We start from the raw sequence: 20,878 nt of genomic DNA, 5'->3' as shown, positions 1-20,878 counted from the left end.
CTATTATAAAGGATCAAGCAAAATGTTGAAAATTCAAAAGCTTTCTCTTGCTGCGCTTATGGTAAGTGCGGTTGTTTCAGGTTCTGTTTTTGCAGAAGATAAAGCAGCGCCAAGCGCAAGTGATGCGTCTTATGCTGTAGGTGCATTAATGGGTAACCAAGTAAAAGATTTAGTGGATGCTCAAAAAGAAGTGATTCAATACGACAATGCGCGTATTTTAGATGGCTTAAAAGATGCATTAGAAGGTAAAGTTGATGTTCGTAAAGACGAAAAAATTCAACAAACCTTAGATGGTATTCAAGAGCAATTAGTGTCTGCAGCGAAAGCAAAAGTAGAACAACAAGCGAAAGCTGCAAAAGAAGAAGGCGATAAATACCGCGCTGAATTTGCGAAAAAAGACGGCGTGAAAAGCACTAAAGATGGCTTACTTTACAAAATCACTGAAGCAGGTAAAGGTGATGCGATTAAAGCAACGGATACTGTGAAAGTACATTACACCGGTAAATTACCAGATGGTAAAGTATTTGATAGCTCTGTTGAACGTGGTCAACCGGTTGAGTTTAAATTAAACCAAGTGATCAAAGGTTGGACTGAAGGCCTTCAGTTAGTGAAGAAAGGCGGTAAAATCGAATTAGTGATTCCACCTGAATTAGCTTATGGCAAACAAGGTGCAGGCGATGCCATTCCACCTGATGCAACACTTTACTTCGACGTTGAAGTATTAGACGTTAACCCTAAAAAATAATCCTTAATTTAACCGCACTTTGTCCAAAGTGCGGTCATTTTCCCTACCAGATTTGAAAAATGATACTAACCGATAGACAACCTTTCACCGATGAAGATCGTACTATTCTGATTTCCTATAAAGCAGTAGTTGATGGCGTGAGTGCGTTGATTGGCAAACATTGTGAAATCGTCTTACACTCTTTGGAAGACATTGAACATTCCGCCATTTGTATCGCCAACGGGCATAATACTAATCGCCAAGTGGGTTCACCAATTACGGATTTAGCCTTGAAATCTTTGCGTAATATGCAAAGTGAAAGTGTGTCTAAGCCTTATTTTACGCGTGCGAAAGGCAATGTATTGATGAAGTCTGTGACTATCGCCATTCGAAATAGTAAGCAACGTATTATTGGTTTACTTTGTATCAATATTAATTTGGATGTGCCGGTTTCTCAATTTATGCAGGCCTTTATGCCAACGCAGGAACAAAATGAAACCTCTTCCGTCAATTTTGCAAGTTCAGTGGAAGAATTGGTGGCTCAAACGGTAGAAAAAACCATTGAAGAAGTGAATGCAGATCGCTCAGTCTCAAACAATAATAAGAACCGTCAGATTGTGATTTCACTTTACGAAAAAGGCATTTTTGATATTAAAGATGCTATCAATTTAGTGGCTGATCGCCTCGCGATTTCTCGCCACACCGTGTATTTGTATATTCGTCAAATCAAACAAGAGCAAGAGTAATGAACTATGTTCTCGCCGTGAAAAGTCCTGTTTATGGAAAACAAGGGGCTTTTCTTGCCTATCAATTTGCCCAGGCTTTACTTGAAAAAGGGCATGCCATTAGCCAAATTTTCTTTTTCCAAGACGGTGTGAGTAATGGCAATGGCTTGGTTTATCCTGCCAATGATGAGTTTAATCTGACGCAAGCTTGGCAAGCCTTTTCAGCGCAACATCATATTCCTTTGCATTTATGTGTAGCCGCTTCACAACGTCGTGGCGTAGTGGATGCGCTTACAGCAAAAGAGACTGATAAAACGAATCTGGCAGAAGGTTTTGATATTACAGGCTTAGGCGAGTTTATGGCTATGGCATTAAAAGCAGATCGGGTGGTGACATTATGAAGCTGGCATTCTTATTTCGCACTGCACCGCATGGAAACGCGATTTCTCGTGAAGGTTTAGATGCTTTGCTTGCTGCGACAGCATTTTGTGATAAAGAGGAAATAGGTGTCTTTTTTATTGATGATGGTGTGTTGAATTTACTCGATGGGCAAAATCCTGAGTTATTGTTACAAAAAGATTTTATCCGCACCTTTAAATTATTAGATTTATACGATATTGAACAGCGCTTTGTCTGCGCCGATTCGCTCGACCAATACAATTTGCAAACAGAACAACTCATTATTTCTGCTGAAAAAATTGACCGCACTTCGCTGATTAATAAACTTAGCCAAGCAGAAAAAGTGTTTACGTTTTAAGGAATATTATGTTTTATACCTTTTCCCAAGCTCATTATTCTGAGACAGACCTTCAACGTTATTTGACTGACATCACGGAAAATGATGCGGTGGTTTTATGGCAAGACGGTGTGTTGCTAGCGGTAAAGTACGGAGAAATGTTTACTCAATGCAAAGGGCAATGTTTTGTGTTGGAACAGGATGTTTTAGCCCGAAATTTAACCGCACTTTTGCCAAACAATAAAGTGCGGTCAATTTCATTAGCAGATTTGGTGGATTTAACTGCTCAATATTCGCCTCAAATCGCCTTATAGCGGGCGTTCTTTCGGTAACAATAGCGGTAATACCATAACAGAATAAAGCGCCAAACCTGCAGCCATTAAGCAGGTAATTTCTAATCCTCCAGCACGTAACCATTCGCCAAATCCCATGTTATTTACTAGCGTTGCATAAACGATTCCCGCTACGACGGTATAACAAAATCCAATTAGTACCGAAATTAATGCGATAGCTTTTACGTGATAACTCGCATAACGGTGAAATGCTGCCCAAAGTGTAATGAGAAAAGTCGGTACCGCAGCCACGATAAAGACGGTAACCGCTGAAGACTGAAATCCATCGGCATCATTGTTTGCGAACATTAGACCAATAGTGCCGATAATTTGAATAATCAACGGTAAAAGAATAAATGCTTTAAGATATTTTTTCATGAGATGTCCAGTTAATAGAAAAACGGAAGTATTGTATCAATCAAATGAAAGACAACCAATCTTTTCCCTATTCGGTTTTTATTACATCCACTAATGTGGGCTGAACGATTGAGGCATAATCTTGCGTGTTAAGAATAATGGAGCGTTCTAACGTACCTGCATTAAATGCCAATTCATCATAACGAGAAAGTAAGCTAGGATCAGCAATTAATAATAAATCAGGATGAAAGCTAAAAGGCGGAATTGCACCAAATACACAGTCAGTTAGGGTGTCTACTTCTGCAGGGCTGGCAAGGGAAGCTTTAGTGCCGCCCAAATAGGCCGCTACTTTACTTAAATCAGATTGTTGATCGGCCGGCAATATAACCAATACCGCTTGTTTTACGCCATTCCCTTTTACTTTGCATACCAAGGCTTTTGCCCCTTGTCCTAATTCTGTGCCACGGATTTTAGCCACTTCCTCTGATTTTCCTGCGGTGGGGTGTTCAACCACGCGATAGCGTGCTTGATGCTTATCTAAAAGTGCGGTCAATTTTTCAAATGTTTTGACAGACATAAGAGATTCCTTCAATAGCGATATTTTTAATCAGTTTAGCAAGGATTGATGTATGTGAAAATCAAAGAAAAAGAATTCATCTTTTGAGTCGTATTTATTATGAGATAGACAAATACATTCATGCCCCGTACTATGTTTCTTTTTCTTTGGTATCGTTTATGACTCGAATTAATCTTGTTCCGCCTGAGGAGCTTTGTGATCAGCATCTTTTAGCTGAACATCGTGAATTAACCCGTATTCCTAATGCCGTAGCAAAAGGTAAATATCACTTAAAAGGACAGCCTGCAGAATATAAATTAGGGGAAGGGCATGTGCGTTTTTTCTTTAATAAATTGGCATTTTTAAAGAAACGGTATGATGCATTACATACGGAATGTAAAGCGCGAGGCTTTAACGTGCAGTATATTTGGAATGAAACGTTACCCGATGATCCAAGTTTATGGTTGGACTATGAAGCCACAGAGGCGGCGTTACAGATTAATCGGGAACGTATTCAGGAAAGAATGCCATTAAAGGCGAGATTTACACCGCATCTTCCAAAGAGCGGTCAAAAATAAAGGAGTTTTCACTTATGAAAGGCAGTGAGAATATAAAAAAGGTGAGCATCGCTCACCTTATGAATTGTTTAATCTTTCAATTTAATAAAAAACGTACCACTAGGTATGATAGGCAAATAGTTTTTATGGAAATCCATAAAGGTTTTTTGTGGGTCTATGTCTTCAAAAAGTTTTGGGTAAAGTGCTTTTGCCATAAATTGAGCGGCTGCTAGATCACTTAGTGAGCGAGAAGCCGTATGATAAATACCGTAAACACGGTGGTTTTTAACTGCAGGTAAATCTTGCCACCCTGCACGGGTTAAGAAACCTTTTAGGCGTTTTTGTGCATCCTGTTCATTGATGTTTATTCCCATCGCCATCATTTCATCGTTAGTTTCATGCCCCATTTCTGTGCCAGAAATCATAATCACTTCAGGTTGTGCGGCAAGAAGTTGTTCTGGATTAATTGGTCCCCAATTTTCGACAAAAGGCGCGCTTACGTTATCCCCGCCAACAGTTTCAGCAATAGCACCCCACATATTTTTACCAAAGGTAAAGCTATATTCACTAGGACCTTTATTGCCAAATTCTACATAGATTTTAGGTTTAGGTAGGTTAGCCTCTTTTACACGTTTTTGAATATCAGTAATGCCTTGAGCATATTCATCTGCAATTTTATTTGCTCGTTCTTCGGTACCTGCAAGTTGCCCAAAAATCTTTGCGCTTTGGGTGTGTCGTTCTACACTTTGAGCATTAAAATCGACAACAATAATTGGAACGCCAGCTTGTTCTAACTTTGGTAGTTCGGAACCAATAGTTTGATATTGCCATTCTGCAAGAATCAATACATCAGGTTTTAATGCCAAGGTTTTTTCGGTTGAGAAAGTTCCTGTATTTACATTACCAATATCAGCAATATTTTTGAGTTCAGGCATTTTTTCAGAAAACAATGCCCAACTTCCTGGATTAAATTTTTCCCAAAATTCACGTGAGATACCTTTAACATATTTAAAATTTTCAACACCCGTAACAGCAATGTAATCAGGATAGTAAAAGCCTAACACGGCATTTTTTACGGGCACATCAACGTTAACTTCTCGTCCTAATACATCTTTGATTGTTTTTATTTCTGCTTGAGTAGTGATACCAAAAGTCAGTAATAGAACGGCCAAAATTAAACGAATTGTTGATTTTTTTTGCATATAAACTCCTGTCTGAATAAAACATCAGAATATTGCCATAAATAAGAATCATTATCAAATTTAGATGTTATAAAGTGATAATACAAGAAATGCTGTTGAAGGGTAAAATAGGCATATATCTAGAAAAAACATATTTCGCATTTAAAATTGGAAGTGCGGTCAAAACTTAGTAAGTTTTCACTTCTCCTTGAGTTGGACTAAAGGAGAAGTGAATGTGGGAGAATTATTTATATTCAACCACGATATCGCTTTCGCTGACAGTATCACCATAAACTGGCAATAAGGTTTTTTCGTAAGCTTGTTTTAAACGACCATCTTTGCCTAAGGTTTGGATTTCGTTGTTTAACCAATTTAACAATTCAGGTGCATCTTTGCGAACAGCTGGTGCAATAACATCTTGATCACCAAAGTTTTTTACGCCTACGGTATAACCTGGATTTTGTTTTGCCCAAGCGAATAAGAAGGTATTGTCATTAGATAATGCATCACCACGACCATCACGTAAGGCTTCAAAGGTTTCTGTATTTTGTTCGAATTTTAATAACTTCACATCTGGATAGTTTTTGGTGAAGAAAATATCAGCAGTAGTACCTTTATCTACGATTAAAGTTTTGCCTTTTAATTGTTCAAGGTCAGTAATCACAGAACCATCTTTTGAGACGACACCGAGTGCTACTTTCATGTATGGATTCGCAAAATCTACCACTTCTTTACGTGCTGGGGTTACAGTAAAGTTGGCGAGAATAATATCAACTTTCTTAGAAAGTAAGTATTCAGCACGGTTTGCGGCATCCACTAAAACAAATTCCACTTTGTTTTCATCACCTAATAAATCTTTACCGATCGCTTTACCAATTTCAACATCAAAGCCTTGGCTTTTGCCTTGCGCATCTACATAACCAAATGGTGGTTTATCGCTAAATACACCAATGCGCACTTTGCCATCTTTTTGTATTTGCTCAAGGCTTGAAACTGTTTTTGCCCCGTCTTTAGCGGGTTCTTTATCATTACATGCGGTTAAGCCAAATGCTAAGGTGGCAGTAGCGAAAAGTGCGGTCAATGTTTTAAATGTTTTCTTCATAGTTTGTCCCTCTCGGTTCATAATTTAAGATATTTAAGAATGTTTTCGCACGATCCGTGGTTGGATTCGTGAAGAAATCTTCCGGTTTTGCTTGTTCAATAATTTGCCCTTTATCCATAAACACGATGCGATTAGCCACTTGACGGGCAAAATTCATTTCATGGGTAACGATGAGCATCGTCATGCCATCTTTGGCAAGACCTAAGATCACATCAAGTACTTCACGTACCATTTCAGGGTCAAGGGCTGCGGTCACTTCATCGAACAGAATAATTTCAGGGTTCATGCAAAGTGAACGTACAATGGCAATTCGCTGTTTTTGTCCACCGGATAGTTCACGTGGATAGGCATTTTTTCGGTCATATAAACCTACGCGTTTAAGTAACTCATCGGCTTGTTTTTCAGCTTCTGCACGATCGCGTTTTTGTACTTTTAAAGGGCCGAGTAAAATATTGTCAATCACTGATAAATGAGCGAAGAGTTCATAACTTTGGAATACCATCCCAATGCGTTGACGCGCTTTGACCCAAGGAATGTCTTTACCTAACTCTCCTGCATTTTGCAGCAAAATCTGACCGCTCTTTATTTCTTCTAGTCCATTTAGGCAGCGTAAAAAAGTACTTTTACCACAACCTGACGGACCTAAAATCACGACAACTTCGCCTTTCTCTATAGAAAGATTAATGCCTTTGAGTGCTTCTACATCACCGTAATTTTTGACGAGGTTTTTAATTTCTAATAACGCCATGTGTTTTCCTAATAAAAATTAACTTTCCCAACGGGTTTCTAAATAACGGGAAAATAAGGATAGCGGGTAACAAATCACAAAATATAAACCGAAAATGACACCATAAATCCAAAGCGCCGCCGATTGATTACTAAATAATGAATGCTCAATAATTTGTTGACCGACTTTAATTACTTCGACTACACCGATTAACATTGCCAAGGAACTGGTTTTTACCATGCGGGTAAAGAGGTTAATGGCACTTGGTGTCACACGTTTTAAACTTTGCGGAAGTAAAATATACACAAAGGTTTGAAACGGCGTTAAGCCTAAAGCGTAGGCTGATTCCACTTGATGTTTTTCAATGGAAGTCAATGCACCACGCACTAAATCGCCCATTTCTGCCGTTCCCCAGAAAATAAACACCAAAATACATACAGAGATGCCATCTAAGTGAATATCAAACCATTTTGCCAAACCGAAATAAGCGAGAAAAAGTAACGCTAATAATGGAATGATGCGTACAAATTCTAAATAAAAGCGGCAAATGGCTTTGATCATGGGATTTTTGCTCGTCATGATTACGCCAAAAATCACACCTAAAATACAGGCGAAGAAGACGGAAACAAACGCAATTTCAGCCGTCACCCATAAACCGTTGAGCAAGCGTTCAATGTTGCTGCCTTGGAATAATAACTCAAGCCCCATATTTTGCTCTCCGAGTACGGCGTTCTAAATAACTGATGAACAGAGACATCGGTAATAGAATGATCAAATAAAACACCACTAATAAAAATAAGGCTTCATTAGTTTTGTAATCGAGCCCGATGACTTCTTTTGCGACAAACATGAGTTCTGCAACTGCGACAGCACTGATCACCGAGGTTTCTTTCATTAAGAATAAGCAATTTGCGCCGATTGCAGGTGTTGCAATCGCAAAGGCTTGTGGAAAAATCACATAGCGAAAAGCTTGAAAAGGGGTTAGACCAATACTTAAGGCTGACTCAATTTGCCCTTTTGATACCGCTTCCAGACCGCCACGAATAGCTTCTGCCATATAGCTTCCACCTAAAAATGCTAGGCCGATAATACCGCAAGTAAACCCATCTAATTTCAGACCAATTTTAGAAAGCCCAAAATAGAGAAAAAACACTTGAATTAATAAAGGCGTATTACGAGAAAGCTCGATATAGCCTTTTACTAGCCAAGTTAATGATTTGACTTTGTAGGTGGTAATCACCGCACAAATCACACCAATCACCAGCGACAATAAAATGCCCCAAAAGGCGAGATGAAGGGTCATCAGCGTGGCATGAATAAAACGTGGGGTGACACTTAAAATATAATCCCAATTCATTTTTTATAATTTAATCGTTTGCGTGACGATATAGTAAAAAATTTTGAAACGGTGAGAAAAGAATGGAAATGCATTATTTATAATGAAATGTAATAAGAGATGTGTTTTAAATGAGATCGGTGAGTGTTAAATAATAAAAAAAGACGGGGCTTTATTCAGCCCCGTCTTTGTTTATTTTAATCACGTTTTGCGATAAGTGCGGTTGGTTCTTCGTCTGTTTTTACTTCAGTTTGTGTTTCAGCGGGTTTGTCTTGAATTGACATGGCTGATTTTAAACTGTCCTGACGAATTTTTTCCGCAGCTTCTTTGTCGCCAGCTTGTTCGAACACATAAGATGCCATCATGACATCATTTGGTTGAAGCTGAGTTGGGCAAGCTGTGACTTCTTTAAATGCTTCTGCGGCTTTAGCAAAATCATTGTTACGCACATAAAGGTAGCCTAATGCACGATTGAGACAACAACGTTGGCTTTCATCGGCACGTTTTGCACGTTTTTCCACTAACTTAAGCAGTTTGCTGTTATCTTCTGCCTGTAAACGAGTAATTTGCGTGCAAAGCTCAGGACTAATTGGGGTGTTATCACCCAATTTTTTCATGATTTCAAGCGTAAATTCATAAGCCGATTCATGATCGTTGCAATCAATTAAACGCTGAATTAAAGCTGTTTTTAACTCTAAGTCATTGCGACGACGACGCGGTTGAGCATCCCACCATGCCAGTAAGCCCTCAACACCTTCTTCATTCATTTTTTCATCTAACAAGCCATTTTCTGTTTCTTGTTGAAGCGCTTTAAATTCTTCTGCTGAGAATAAGCCAGAACCTTCGATTAAATCTAAGATTTCATCTAAAGCTTGATAAGCTTTGGAACGGCTATAAATTTCAGCAGCAAGTTTCAATACTTCTTTGTTGCGATCTGACATTTCAAGCAAACTATCGACGGAACTACGCGCTGCCGGTAATTTATTTTGTTGTAATAAAATACGGGTGCGAGCAATTTCGACGACCAGGTTATCTGAACCTGCAAGTTCAGTCGCTTCAATTAAATAACGGTTTGCGCTGAATTCATCACCGCGTTGCTGTGCAGCTTCAGCCGCTTTAATCAGATTTAATACTGGCTCTGCAGAATGTTTCGCATTTTTACCAATCAGTTTTTCTGCTTTGGCATAATCGCCTTCATTCATTTTCATCAAGCCTTCAAGGGTTTGACGTTGTGCTTTCACACGTTTACGGAGAGAAAACCAGTTATAGGTATTGCTACTTAAACGGAAGAAACGGGTCACCAACCACTCTAACGAATAAATCACAGCAAGCGTGACTACAAAGAGAATCACTAATGTGGTGAGTGACATTTCATATATGGTGTTTGCCGTTTCAACTCTGACATAACCTTGCTGACCGGAGAGGTAAGGCCCTGCAATCAATCCGGCAAGTAAGGCGATCATTAAAAAGAGAACTCTAAACATTATCTATCCTTATTGTTGGGGTTCAGTTGCCGGTTGTGCTGGTGCTTCAGCGGGTTTTTCTTCAGCTTTTGGCTCTTCCGCTTTCGCTTCAGGTGCTGGTTTTACTTCTTCTTTTCTTGGTGAATTATCAACCGCTTTTTCTGCTTCAATTTCCACTTTCTGCACATCTAAAGGTGTACGATTTAAGTACTTATCAAGCATGCTTAAGCTTTGTAATTGGCTTGGCACATCCACATAGATGGATACTTCAGATAATTCATCCACTGATTTTAAGAAACTTTGAGTCACTTCAGCATTGGTATCAAAATAGCTACGAATCCAAGATGCAACGGCTTCTAAAGATTGTTTATAAAGCTCATTTTGCTGACGAGGCACTGCCATAATCGCTAATTGTAAGCGTAAACGAATGTTTTCACGCAAATAGATATCTTGGTTTGGCGCTAATAATTCTTTGCGATCCGCACCATGTTTCGGCGAAATACGGATAAAGTGATTCAAGAATGAGGTCGCACTTTTTTCTGCATTTTCTGCCCAGTCAGACAGAGAATCTGATAATTTTGTTGCATTTTGATCATCACCGAAATTCACATCTAACACAGGTAACTCATCAACCGTATTAGCTAATTGCGATAATTTTTGCATGACCGAATTTTGATCCACGCCAGCTACGGAGAGAAGTTGTTTCAGATCTTGATTGATAGCACTACGAATAGCTGCAGATTGTGAGTTATTCACTTTAGCAAGGGTTTCATCAGCGAGTTTTAAGAGTGAAACTGCTGTGTCCACATCATTATCTAACACTAATTTGCGTAATGCATTGTTGAGCAAGAAATCCGCTTCTGAGAATAACCAATCAGTAGGTTGTTGAGCATTAGCTTGAGCGCTCACTTTATTGATTTGTGATTGTAAGCCAACTAACTCATGTGATTTGGCATTGATTAGCTCTTCTACTTGCGCAATTTTGTTTTGCGTTGCTTTATTCGCAGACTCTAATTGAGCAAGCTGTGTAGTATCAAATTTTACTTCTTGAGCAGGTGCTGAAACCACCGTTTTATTATTGATTTGAGCTTCAAGTGCGGTCAATTTTTGTTGGAATTCATCCACTTTTTGTTGGCCAAAATAATAACCTGCACCACCCACGCCAAGTGCAATGAGAATAGCCAATAAACTTAATCCAGTACCACTTTTCTTCACAACGGTTTGTGTACGTGGCGCAACAGGCTCGCGATCTTCAGTTTGAATTTCCACTGCATCTGTTTCTTGGATTTCATCTGTCGTTTCAGGGGTTAATTTCTCTTTCGCCATATTTTTTCCTTAGTGAGAAAGGGGAGTTACTTTATTAAGTAAGGTATTAAGTAAACTTTGATTGTCCGCACCGGCGGAAACCACCACATTATGCCAACCTTGTTGTGCTGCGACATCCGCAATGCGTTGACTTACCGTGACTAAACAGCAATTTTTTAGCCAATTTTGTTCATTTTCAGGCACAAATTCGATTAATGCCTGCAAAATTTCAAGGCTTGTGACCACAAGGGTTTGCACACCAGAACGAATACAAATACTGGTTTGCTCTTCGTTATTATAACTAATCGGCGTGCGTTGGTAACATTCGACTGTCTCAACAGTTGCACCGCGTAGTGTAGCCTGTTCACGCAGTAATTCTCGTCCACCGTTTCCACGTAAAATTAACAAGTTTTTATCTGTTAATTCTGCCATTTGCGGTAAATTTAATACACCTTCAGTATTTTCCGACGTTATTGGATAACGAACAGTACATTCAGTTTGACAGGAAAAATGCTGTGCCGTTCTATGTCCAACTGTAAAGTATTGTAAATCTTGACGCCAGCTAAAGCCAATATCTTTCAGGGTTTTATCCGCAAAATCGACCGCACTTTTTGAAACCAAAAACACATAATCACCACTTTTTAGCTGATTAAGTTTTGTCGGTAATTGTGTCAACTCAGCACCTGCCTCAATAGAAAGCAAAGGCAAATGCAAGGCAACCATACCGGCTTGATTCAGCTGGTCAACTAGGTTTTTTCCTCGTTCATCGGGGCGAGTGACTAGTACGGCCATGGTGATTACCTATGCTGAGTAAATCTTCGCCAGAATCTTATCTGCGCCTTGTGCTAGAAGTTGTTCAGCAATGGTCACGCCTAATGCTTCGGCATTTTCAACCGCACTTTTACCTTCCGCGCGAATAATCGCAGAGCCATCAGTTTCGCCGACGAGTGCACGCAAGAAAATTTCGCCATTTTGCTCAATGGCATAGCCACCGATTGGCACTTGGCAGCCACCTTGTAAGCGAGTATTCATTGCACGCTCAGCCAAAACACAAGTCGTCGTGGTGGCATCTGAAAGTGGAGCAAGTAATGCTTTTACTTCTTCATCATCAACACGGCACTCAATGCCTACCGCGCCTTGTCCGGCAGCCGGTAACGACTGTTCTACTTCAATAAATGAGGCAATACGTTTCGCTAGCCCTAAACGAATTAAGCCAGCTGAGGCTAAAATAATGGCATCGTATTCGCCATTGTCTAATTTACTTAATCGGGTTCCTACATTGCCACGTAAGGAGCGGATATCAAGATCAGGGCGTAATTGTTTTAATTGGCATTGACGACGCAAGCTTGATGTTCCAACAATAGCACCTTGTGGCAATTCATCTAATGAACAGTATGTATTAGACACGAAAGCATCGCGTGGATCCTCACGTTTACAGATCACACTTAATCCTAAACCTTCTGGAAATTCCATCGGCACATCTTTCATTGAATGGACGGCAATATCAGCACGTTTTTCAAGTAAAGCGTTTTCTAACTCTTTAACAAATAAGCCTTTTCCACCAATTTTAGCCAGAGGGGAATCTAAGATTACATCACCTTTTGTCACCATCGGAACTAATTCAACAGAAAGTGTCGGGTGAAATTTTTCTAATTGATCTTTCACAAAATTTGCCTGCCAAAGTGCTAAAGGGCTTTGACGGGTCGCAATTTTTAAGGTTTTAAGTGCTGCCATAAATACCGCTGATTTTAAATAGAAATATGTTCTATGCTACCATTTTTAGGGCAAAAAGTCAGATCATTTAAATTTTTGATTTCCGACTAGGTAAGTGGTACATTAACGTCAATTATTTGGTCATAGGTAGGAAGCCTTGAAATACGATTTCACTCAAGCCCGAAAATGTATTGAAACATTAGACAAGCGTCGTTTTGATCGAGCATTATTGGGCTCAGGTGATGCATTCCGACACATCGTCTCTTTGGTGCCGCTGTTGTTGCATCTTAATCATCCAACTCTGCCGGGTTATGTGGAAGATGCCCCGGCAGGCATTGCCGATTTTATCCTTTCCAATTATCAGCAAAATTTTCTCTCAAAAGAACATCCTGAGCTCATTGAAGACGTGCAAAGTGCGGTCAATTCTGCTGCTGTTTTTTCACCGATCTTAGGTATTTATGTGATGGGCAGTTTTGGCTCTATTAGCCAAAACTCAGCTTCGGATTTGGATATTTGGATCTGCCATCAAGATGATTTATCTGAACAAGAACAGCAGCGCTTAGCGGAAAAAACGAAGAAAATTAGCCAATGGGCATCCACATATCATGTGGAAATGCATTTCTATTTGATGACACAACAACGTTTCCGTAACGAACGTTATTCCGATCCACTAACTAAAGAAAACAGTGGTTCAGCTCAATATATGTTGCTGTTGGAAGAATTTTATCGCTCCGCTGTACGTCTTGCTGGCAAGCCATTATTGTGGCTCCACTTGTGGGTGGAAGATGAAAAACAATATGAGGCCGAAGTTGCTCGTTTAGTCGCGGCTGGTGAGCTTAATTTAAATGATTGGGTGGATTTCGGTGGATTAGGGCAATTCTCAGCCAGTGAATATTTTGGTGCAAGCTTATGGCAACTTTATAAAGGTATTGATTCACCTTATAAATCGGTGATGAAAATCTTGTTGTTGGAAACCTATGCCCAAGAATATCCAAATACCCATTTAATTGCTCGTCAATTTAAAGAAGATTTACTTTCCGGTCGTAGTACCGCTGCACATCATTTTGACCCTTATATCGCGATTTTAGAGAGAATTAGTCAATATTTGACCGCACATTCAGAATTTAAGCGTCTTGATTTCGTACGTTCTTGTTTTTATGTGAAAGCCACAGAAGACTTTGCGTTATATCACGCATCAAACTGGCGTATTTCTTATATGAAAATGATGGCTCAAGAATGGGGCTGGTCAAAAGAGCGCATTGAAGAGTTGGATCAGCGCCCAAATTGGAAAATCAAACGGGTGAAAGAAAGTCACAATAATTTGGTGAATTTCTTGATGATGAGTTATCGAAATCTGGTGGATTTTGCACGCAAACATAAAATTAATTCTAGTGTGATTCCACAAGATATTACGGTACTTTCTCGCAAACTTTATACTGCCTTTGAAGAATTACCGGGTAAAATTACGTTACTAAACTCACAAATTTCCTATAACTTAACAGAAGAACACCTCACGTTCATCGAAGTTCACGGCAATAAGCGCTTTAAAGATGGTTGGTATATGGTAAATCAGCCGCCACACCACATTATGTTCTCGAAAGAACGTGTGATTGAATACGGCGAAAGTTTAAATAAAGTGGTTGCGTGGGCTTATTTTAATCGCTTGTTGACGGCTGAAACCCATTTGCACTTAATTAGCCAAAATATCGACCAACTTACTTTACGTAATTTTGTGGCTGATTTGCGGTTATTTTTTCCGCATACAAATAGCCAAGTTCCGACAAATGAGGCACTTTCTTCGCAGTGCGAAATCCGTGATTTGTTTATTGCGGTGAATTTGGTGAATGACCCAACAGCGCAAGTCGAAGAGCTTAAATCAAATATTTCGCCAAGTGATTTATTCAGTTTTGGTCAGTTAGAACAGAGTTTGGTAGGAAGCATTGATTTCACTTACCGTAATGTGTGGAATGAAATTCGAACCTTACATTTTGAAGGGCAGAATGCGATTTTGCTTGCCTTAAAAGTGCTTTCTAATAAAATTGATCAAGGTGTGAATCAGCCTCGTTCTATACAGGTTTTCTGTTACAGTAAACACTACAACCGCACATTGCGAAACTTAGTGAGCGTACTTGTAAATCGTTGTATCAGTATTCAATTAGGGGATAGCCGCCCAACAACTCATTCTCGTCTGCGGGTAGCGGGGAAAAACTGGCAATTCTTTTTTGAAGAAAAAGGGATCAGCTTGCAACCTATTGAAGGCGGAAAAGAAAGTGCGGACAATTTTGAAGACGTTTTACCAACCCAGTTGGAAGAGAAAGAGATTATCCCAGAAGCACGTCGGTATCCACCTGAAATTGATTTGTTTGCCAGTGAAGGTTTTTTACAATTCTTCTTTGAAGATAATGCCGATAATAGCTTTAACGTCTATTTGTTAGATGAGAAGAACCGTCTCGAAATTTATCGTCAATGTGAAGGTTCGAAAGATGATAAAGTACGCGAAATAAATCGTATTTATCAATCGCTTGGCTCAAATGATTGTGAAAATCCATATAAAATGGTGCAACGGAATTTTAATTACCCGCAATTTTATCAATTGCACTCAACTGAAAGCGGCATGCGTATTATGCCGTTCAAATTTAAAAGCAAAAGGACTTGCGAATAGCGACATCAAAACAAGCATTGTTTGAGATAAATCAAGTTTATCTGCAAATATGCATTGGAAGATGGGCAAAATCCCGATAGAATCCCTCGGTCAAAAATCTATTGAGAAGTAATCTAAGGCAGTGGATGTTTTGCCTTCAGGTAATAGAATGGTGTCCGCTTATCTCTTGGAGAAAATTATGCAAGAAAAGTTAAAAGTATTAATTATCGACGATCATCCATTAATGCGTCGTGGTATCAAACAATTAGTTGAATTAGAAGAGAATTTTGAAGTTGTCGCTGATGTAGGAAGCGGTACAGAAGGCATTTCCATTGCGATTCAAGAATCGCCCGATTTAATCATTTTAGATCTTAATATGAAAGGTCTTTCAGGTTTAGATACTCTTAAAGGCTTGCGTGCAGAAGGTGTTGATGCGCGAATTTTGATCTTAACCGTGTCTGATGCGAAAAATGATATTTTCACTCTCATCGATGCGGGTGCTGATGGCTATTTATTGAAAGATACTGAGCCAGATGTGCTACTTGAGCAAATTAAACGTATTGCACAAGGTGAAGTGATTTTAAGTGATTCGATTAAAAATCTTCTTTTAGAACGCAAACATACTGTTGATCCAATGGATTCACTCACCGATCGTGAAATGGATGTATTACGTTTAATCGCAACAGGTTTATCTAATAAACAAATTGCGGGCCAACTTTTCATTTCTGAAGAAACGGTTAAAGTGCACATTCGTAACTTACTTCGTAAACTTAACGTTCACTCACGCGTTGCCGCAACTGTCTTGTTCTTTGAACGAAATGGTCGATAGGCAAATTTCAAACGATAAAAAAGAGCGGTTTTTTTAACCGCTCTTTTTGTTACCTCGGCACGCCCCGTAATAAAGGGATTGGCTCAAACGGTGCAACTGAAGTTGGCGCAGGAATATCATTAAAAATTAAGATAAATGGTTTAGGTGGCAAGATTTTTTCATTTCGCCACAAGCTTCCCATACCCACCAATTGAATATCATCGGGTAAATTTTTTATTCCCGATTTTAATACGGCTACGGTATTTGGACGAGGGTGTCCAATAGCAATAGCCGTGCCATGTTTACGTGCATATTGGATTGCATTTTGAAATTGGCGTTGAACATCCGCCAAATTATCACTGTCATCTAAAAACACATGGCGATCTAATACACGTATGCCTTGTTCTTTTGCTATTTTTCCCGCAACTGATTTTCCGATAGTACGGCTATCTAAAAAAAATAAATGCTGCTCGCGAAGTGCGGTCATTAAATAAGTCATTAATGTGGCATCGGCCGTGGCTGCACTGCCCATATGATTATTCATTCCTATAGCGTTTGGCACAATAGATTTAGCTTTTTTTACTCGCTCATTCACTTGCGCTTCGGACAAGCCTAAAGTCAAACCACCTTCCTCAATTTTAATATTGCTGACCGGTTGCATCGGCATATGAATAAGAATATCGTGATTTTGCGCTTTCGCTTGCTGATTGCGAATTTTGGCATAGGGTGCAGCAGGAATGATGGCGACAGAGATTTCTTTTGGCATCGCTAAAATTTCTGCATCTTCTTTCGGATGATAGCCAATGTCATCAATCACAATGGCTAACTTGCCTTGTGCAAAAGTAAATGCAGAGAAAAGTGCGGTTGAAAAAATAATCGTATTTTTGACCGCACTTTGAAAGAACCTTGCCATTATTTAATCCACCCAGCCGGATTCACAGGCACTCCTTTACGGCTAATTCCAAAGTAAAGCGCCGGTTTTGAGAGCTCACCCGTATTACCCACTTGTGCGATGGTTTGTCCTGCAGACACGAGCTGACCTTGTTTCACAAATACCGCTTGGTTGAAACCATACAAACTCAAGTCGCTGTCACCGTGCTTCACAATCACCATATAACCATAGCCATTAAGATGACCCGCTAGAATGACACGACCACTTGCAATGGCTTTTACCGCTGTACCCGTTGGTGCGCCAATAACCATACCTTTCCAGCGCACTTCGCCTGCTTGGATTGAGCCAAAGGAATGCAATGTCGGACCGGAAACAGGACGACTGTATTGACGAGCTGCCGTACCTAAACCACTGGTACTATTAATCAACTTACGCTCTTGATCGGTTGGTTGATAAGGTTTTGAGGTCCGTTTTTCTTCTGCTTGTTTTTTCTGCGCAAGGGCTTCACGCTCACGTTGTTCTTGTTGGCGAGCGGCTTGTTCTGCACGTTGAATTTCTTGGCGAAGGGCATTTTCATTCGCTTTCAACGTTTCCAGCTTATTCTGATCTTTCGTTAAGTTTTTGTTGAGTTCATTTAACGTAGATTGGCGTTCTTGCTGTGCTTTTTGTAATTCTTGCTGCTGTTTCTTTTGTGTAGAAAGTTGATCGCGATGATTTTTTTGTTGCCCTGAAATCGCCTCGCGCTGTTTCGCTAAACTCTCTTGTGTCGCTTTCAGATTGTTAATCATATCAATGCGAACTTGATTTAAGTGCTGATAATACACTTTCATGCGTTCCGCTTTTTGGGCATCTTCTGAAAGCATTCTTTCCAAGGTAGAAGGATTTACACCTGAACGATAGATGGCATCTACTTGCTTTGCGAGCTTCGCTTTTTGCACACGCTCTTGCTTTTCTAATTGTTTGATTTGCTTTTCGGTTTCCGCCATTTGCTTGCGAATTTCTTTTAAGCTTAATTCTGTTTCACGTAATTCACCGACAACGCTATTAATTTTGCTTTCTTGATCTTTAAGACTGGCTTGGAGTTTAGCTTGTGCGCGTTTTTGCTCGGCGATCTTCGATTCTTGTTGTTTAATTTGTTTTTGAATCTGGTTGAGATCGTTGCCTTGCGCGAAAGATGAAAAGCCAAGCAGACCACAAGCAAAAAGTGCGGTCAGTTTTGATAAGATTTTTTTTCTACAATTGCTTTGCTGCATACATCTAAACTTGAGAGAAATTAAGAGACGAATAAAGCTTAAATACTAGCATTATTTTTAAGTGGCTAAAAGTTTACAGACGTTTTTTTGCGAAAGATCAGTAAATGCCGCCTTTTTACTTTTAAACATAACGATTTTTTGCTATAACAGAGCCATTCATTTTTTATTAATACTTAGGAGATCCTTATGGAATTAGTATTCATTCGTCACGGTTTCAGTGAGTGGAACGCAAAAAATTTATTCACCGGTTGGCGTGATGTGAATTTAACCGAGCGCGGCGTAGAAGAAGCAAAAGCAGCGGGTAAAAAATTGTTCGAGAAAGGCTATGAATTTGATATTGCCTTCACTTCTGTTTTAACTCGTGCAATCAAAACCTGTAACATCGTGTTAGAAGAATCTCACCAATTATGGATTCCTCAAGTGAAAAACTGGCGTTTAAATGAGCGTCACTACGGTGCATTACAAGGCTTAGATAAAAAAGCAACCGCAGAACAATACGGTGACGAACAAGTTCATATCTGGCGTCGTTCTTATGACATTTCTCCTCCAGATTTAGACCCGAAAGATCCAAACTCTGCACATAACGACCGTCGTTATGCAAACATCCCATCTGATGTTGTACCAAACGCAGAAAACTTAAAATTAACCTTAGAACGTGCATTACCATTCTGGGAAGATCAAATTGCACCAGCAATGCTTTCTGGTAAACGTGTTTTAGTGGTTGCGCACGGCAACTCACTTCGTGCATTAGCAAAACACATCATCGGTATTTCTGATGCGGAAATCATGGATTTTGAAATCCCAACCGGTCAACCGTTAGTGTTAAAACTTGACGATAAATTAAACTACGTAGAACACTACTATCTTTAATTTATAAATGATTTCAAAGTGCGGTTAATTTTGACCGCACTTTTTGTTTAAGGAGAATAACGGATGAAAAAATTACTCGCGGTGATTTTTGCCTTGTTACCTGTTTTGGCCTTTGCAGCATCGCCAAATCATACGGCAAAATCAACTCAAACCAAGTCAGTGAAAACGGCAGTTAAAAAAGTGGAAGCCAAGAAAGCCACTACACCTAAAGTCGTAGCTAAAACAGCGAAAAAGCAAGCCGATGCAAAAAAAGCAGAAGCGAAAAAGCCAGCTAAAATTGTCGAAGCGAAAAAAGCGGTAACGAAAAAAGAAAAAATAAAAAATAAAACGACAAATAAAGCTGCTAAAGAAGAGCCAACAAAAAGCAAAAAGCCAGTAGAAAAAACTAAGCAAACTGCAGTAAAAGACAAAAAGACGGTAGCGAAAAGCAAGCAAAGTGCAGTTAAAGAATCAGCTAAACCTGAAAAAGCGATTGCTAAAAAAACACCTGCGGTTAAAACCGAAGTGAAGAAAGCGGAACCAAAAGCTGTTGAAAAAGTGACTGAAAAGAAAGTCGATGCTGTCGCACAAAAAACAGCGAGTATGGTGACAAAATCCGTCGTCGTACCAAGATGTAATGATTCAAAAGTTTTTGCGGTATTATCTGATGCCTTCAAAAAACAAGGTGCTGCGACTAACACCCAAATGACAGTGAAACAAATCACGCAAGCCCGTGAAACGCAATCTTATCCACAACAAGGCATTCGCAGCTGTAATGCGATAGTGGAAACCAACGGCGTTAAATATGTTACGGATTACAGCATTATCTTGAATGATAAAGGTTTCTTCGTGCAAGTTGAAAACGCACAACCCGCTCAACGTTTCTAATCTTAATGTGCGTTGTTCAAATGAAGTTGTTTGAATAACGCACGCATTTCTTCTTCATTCAAACAGCGATATTCACCATTACCCAATCCATCAAGTGTTAAATGGCTCATTTGATAACGGATGAGACGCAATGTCGGAAAGCCGATATGTGCCGTCATTCTACGTACTTGTCGATTACGCCCTTCACTAATTTTAATTTCTAACCAGCTCGTTGGAATACTTTGACGTTCACGAATAGGTGGCTTGCGAGGCCAAAGAAAATCTGGTTCTGAAATCAACCGCACTTTTGCTGGCTTCGTCATCCCATCTTTCAATTCAACGCCTTGACGAAACTTGTCTAAGTCAGCCTCTTCAGGAATGCCTTCCACTTGCACAAAATACGTTTTTTCTGTTTTAAACTTAGGATCAGCCAAACGATGTTGCACTTCACCATTATTCGTTAAAATCAGTAACCCTTCGCTATCACGATCCAATCGTCCTGCCGCATACACATTAGGAATGGTAATAAAATCTTTTAATGTAGCTCGGCCATTTTCATCGGTGAATTGTGTCAGCACATCAAAAGGTTTGTTAAATAAAACAACGATTGTTTGTTCTAATGTAAGTGGCTTCGCTTTAGGCTTAAATGAACGAGTGGATTTTGCCGTTCGTTTGGTTGTAAATGAGTGAGAAGGGAAAGGTTTTGACATATTATTTATTGAGTAAAAAAGAAAAAAAGGGCGGATTTTAACCC

General features: G+C 39.5%; 24 protein-coding genes. 10 read left to right on the top strand and 14 right to left on the bottom strand.

Going from position 1 to position 20,878, the window contains the following annotated elements:
- Positions 1 to 22: 22 nt before the first annotated feature.
- Genes fkpA through tusB form a run of 5 tightly spaced genes read left to right on the top strand, consistent with a single transcriptional unit; the run spans position 23 to position 2,499 of the window.
- Positions 23 to 745 (top strand): FKBP-type peptidyl-prolyl cis-trans isomerase, encoded by a 723-nt coding sequence (gene fkpA, locus O3746_RS06130; protein WP_371448131.1) that lies wholly within the window; start codon positions 23 to 25, stop codon positions 743 to 745.
- A 59-nt stretch (positions 746 to 804) separates the two neighbouring features.
- Positions 805 to 1,470, top strand: coding sequence for a transcriptional regulator (locus tag O3746_RS06125; protein ID WP_080970335.1), 666 nt, complete (start codon positions 805 to 807; stop codon positions 1,468 to 1,470).
- Positions 1,470 to 1,850, top strand: coding sequence for a sulfurtransferase complex subunit TusD (tusD, locus tag O3746_RS06120; protein ID WP_049384688.1), 381 nt, complete (start codon positions 1,470 to 1,472; stop codon positions 1,848 to 1,850). Before O3746_RS06125 ends, tusD begins: the two co-directional genes overlap by 1 nt.
- On the top strand, positions 1,847 to 2,206 hold the full coding sequence (gene tusC / locus O3746_RS06115; RefSeq protein WP_049384687.1) for a sulfurtransferase complex subunit TusC: 360 nt from the start codon (positions 1,847 to 1,849) through the stop codon (positions 2,204 to 2,206). The genes tusD and tusC overlap by 4 nt, the downstream gene beginning before the upstream one ends.
- An 8-nt stretch (positions 2,207 to 2,214) precedes the next feature.
- A complete protein-coding gene (gene tusB, locus O3746_RS06110) occupies positions 2,215 to 2,499 on the top strand; it encodes a sulfurtransferase complex subunit TusB (protein ID WP_049384686.1) in 285 nt (94 codons plus the stop codon).
- Here tusB and O3746_RS06105 read toward each other — a convergent pair.
- The gene (locus tag O3746_RS06105) at positions 2,494 to 2,895 is read right to left on the bottom strand and encodes a hypothetical protein (protein ID WP_314976982.1); all 402 of its coding nucleotides are present in this window, start codon (positions 2,893 to 2,895) and stop codon (positions 2,494 to 2,496) included. The two genes, tusB and O3746_RS06105, sit on opposite strands and share 6 nt — an antisense overlap.
- 67 nt (positions 2,896 to 2,962) lie before the next feature.
- Positions 2,963 to 3,451 (bottom strand): YbaK/prolyl-tRNA synthetase associated domain-containing protein, encoded by a 489-nt coding sequence (locus tag O3746_RS06100; RefSeq protein WP_049384684.1) that lies wholly within the window; start codon positions 3,449 to 3,451, stop codon positions 2,963 to 2,965.
- 158 nt (positions 3,452 to 3,609) lie between these two features.
- On the opposite strand from O3746_RS06100, the gene O3746_RS06095 reads away from it, so the two are divergent.
- A complete protein-coding gene (locus O3746_RS06095; protein ID WP_371448127.1) occupies positions 3,610 to 4,008 on the top strand; it encodes a pyrimidine dimer DNA glycosylase/endonuclease V in 399 nt (132 codons plus the stop codon).
- Positions 4,009 to 4,076: 68 nt separating this feature from the next.
- Here O3746_RS06095 and O3746_RS06090 read toward each other — a convergent pair whose 3' ends face one another.
- The 9 genes from O3746_RS06090 to hemC form a co-directional block, all read right to left on the bottom strand.
- On the bottom strand, positions 4,077 to 5,189 hold the full coding sequence (locus O3746_RS06090; RefSeq protein ID WP_049356856.1) for an ABC transporter substrate-binding protein: 1,113 nt from the start codon (positions 5,187 to 5,189) through the stop codon (positions 4,077 to 4,079).
- Between the two features lie 223 nt (positions 5,190 to 5,412).
- Complete coding sequence (locus O3746_RS06085) at positions 5,413 to 6,270, bottom strand: cysteine ABC transporter substrate-binding protein (RefSeq protein WP_014064400.1); 858 nt, start codon at positions 6,268 to 6,270, stop codon at positions 5,413 to 5,415.
- Positions 6,254 to 7,018, bottom strand: a complete 765-nt coding sequence (locus O3746_RS06080) for an amino acid ABC transporter ATP-binding protein (protein ID WP_005699182.1) — start codon at positions 7,016 to 7,018, stop codon at positions 6,254 to 6,256. Before O3746_RS06080 ends, O3746_RS06085 begins: the two co-directional genes overlap by 17 nt.
- A gap of 18 nt (positions 7,019 to 7,036) precedes the next feature.
- Positions 7,037 to 7,705 carry an amino acid ABC transporter permease gene (locus tag O3746_RS06075; RefSeq protein WP_371448123.1) on the bottom strand — a complete coding sequence of 223 codons (669 nt, stop codon included), beginning with the start codon at positions 7,703 to 7,705 and terminating at the stop codon, positions 7,037 to 7,039.
- Positions 7,695 to 8,354 carry an amino acid ABC transporter permease gene (locus tag O3746_RS06070; protein WP_070591079.1) on the bottom strand — a complete coding sequence of 220 codons (660 nt, stop codon included), beginning with the start codon at positions 8,352 to 8,354 and terminating at the stop codon, positions 7,695 to 7,697. The genes O3746_RS06075 and O3746_RS06070 overlap by 11 nt, the downstream gene beginning before the upstream one ends.
- Before the next feature lie 176 nt (positions 8,355 to 8,530).
- Positions 8,531 to 9,817, bottom strand: a complete 1,287-nt coding sequence (locus tag O3746_RS06065; protein ID WP_371448121.1) for a heme biosynthesis protein HemY — start codon at positions 9,815 to 9,817, stop codon at positions 8,531 to 8,533.
- Between the two features lie 9 nt (positions 9,818 to 9,826).
- Positions 9,827 to 11,122, bottom strand: coding sequence for a uroporphyrinogen-III C-methyltransferase (locus tag O3746_RS06060; RefSeq protein ID WP_070775201.1), 1,296 nt, complete (start codon positions 11,120 to 11,122; stop codon positions 9,827 to 9,829).
- A 9-nt stretch (positions 11,123 to 11,131) separates the two neighbouring features.
- Positions 11,132 to 11,893 (bottom strand): uroporphyrinogen-III synthase, encoded by a 762-nt coding sequence (locus O3746_RS06055; protein ID WP_070775202.1) that lies wholly within the window; start codon positions 11,891 to 11,893, stop codon positions 11,132 to 11,134.
- 9 nt (positions 11,894 to 11,902) lie between these two features.
- A complete protein-coding gene (gene hemC / locus O3746_RS06050; protein ID WP_371448118.1) occupies positions 11,903 to 12,835 on the bottom strand; it encodes a hydroxymethylbilane synthase in 933 nt (310 codons plus the stop codon).
- 136 nt (positions 12,836 to 12,971) lie between these two features.
- Here hemC and O3746_RS06045 point away from each other — a divergent pair, with 136 nt between their 5' ends.
- The gene (locus O3746_RS06045; RefSeq protein ID WP_371448116.1) at positions 12,972 to 15,476 is read left to right on the top strand and encodes a class I adenylate cyclase; all 2,505 of its coding nucleotides are present in this window, start codon (positions 12,972 to 12,974) and stop codon (positions 15,474 to 15,476) included.
- Positions 15,477 to 15,654: 178 nt separating this feature from the next.
- Positions 15,655 to 16,284 (top strand): response regulator, encoded by a 630-nt coding sequence (locus O3746_RS06040; protein WP_005694852.1) that lies wholly within the window; start codon positions 15,655 to 15,657, stop codon positions 16,282 to 16,284.
- A 49-nt stretch (positions 16,285 to 16,333) separates the two neighbouring features.
- Here the strand turns inward: O3746_RS06040 and O3746_RS06035 are convergent, their stop codons facing one another.
- Both O3746_RS06035 and envC read right to left on the bottom strand, forming a co-directional pair.
- Complete coding sequence (locus O3746_RS06035) at positions 16,334 to 17,176, bottom strand: divergent polysaccharide deacetylase family protein (protein WP_290991551.1); 843 nt, start codon at positions 17,174 to 17,176, stop codon at positions 16,334 to 16,336.
- Positions 17,176 to 18,408: a murein hydrolase activator EnvC gene (gene envC / locus O3746_RS06030; protein WP_371448113.1), complete on the bottom strand. Its 1,233-nt coding sequence runs from the start codon at positions 18,406 to 18,408 to the stop codon at positions 17,176 to 17,178. Before envC ends, O3746_RS06035 begins: the two co-directional genes overlap by 1 nt.
- A gap of 186 nt (positions 18,409 to 18,594) precedes the next feature.
- On the opposite strand from envC, the gene O3746_RS06025 reads away from it, so the two are divergent.
- Together O3746_RS06025 and O3746_RS06020 are read left to right on the top strand one after the other, a co-directional pair.
- Positions 18,595 to 19,278, top strand: a complete 684-nt coding sequence (locus O3746_RS06025) for a 2,3-diphosphoglycerate-dependent phosphoglycerate mutase (RefSeq protein WP_005694847.1) — start codon at positions 18,595 to 18,597, stop codon at positions 19,276 to 19,278.
- A gap of 63 nt (positions 19,279 to 19,341) precedes the next feature.
- Positions 19,342 to 20,145 carry a hypothetical protein gene (locus O3746_RS06020; RefSeq protein ID WP_371448111.1) on the top strand — a complete coding sequence of 268 codons (804 nt, stop codon included), beginning with the start codon at positions 19,342 to 19,344 and terminating at the stop codon, positions 20,143 to 20,145.
- Positions 20,146 to 20,147: 2 nt separating this feature from the next.
- Here the strand turns inward: O3746_RS06020 and O3746_RS06015 are convergent, their stop codons facing one another.
- Positions 20,148 to 20,834, bottom strand: a complete 687-nt coding sequence (locus O3746_RS06015; protein ID WP_049384670.1) for an rRNA large subunit pseudouridine synthase E — start codon at positions 20,832 to 20,834, stop codon at positions 20,148 to 20,150.
- Positions 20,835 to 20,878 lie beyond the last annotated feature (44 nt).

The organism is Haemophilus sp. 27098_8_127 (assembly GCF_041433495.1).
GTDB lineage: Bacteria > Pseudomonadota > Gammaproteobacteria > Enterobacterales > Pasteurellaceae > Haemophilus_D.
Note: the sequence above shows the minus strand (reverse complement) of the source record. Positions and strands in the feature narration are given on the sequence as shown.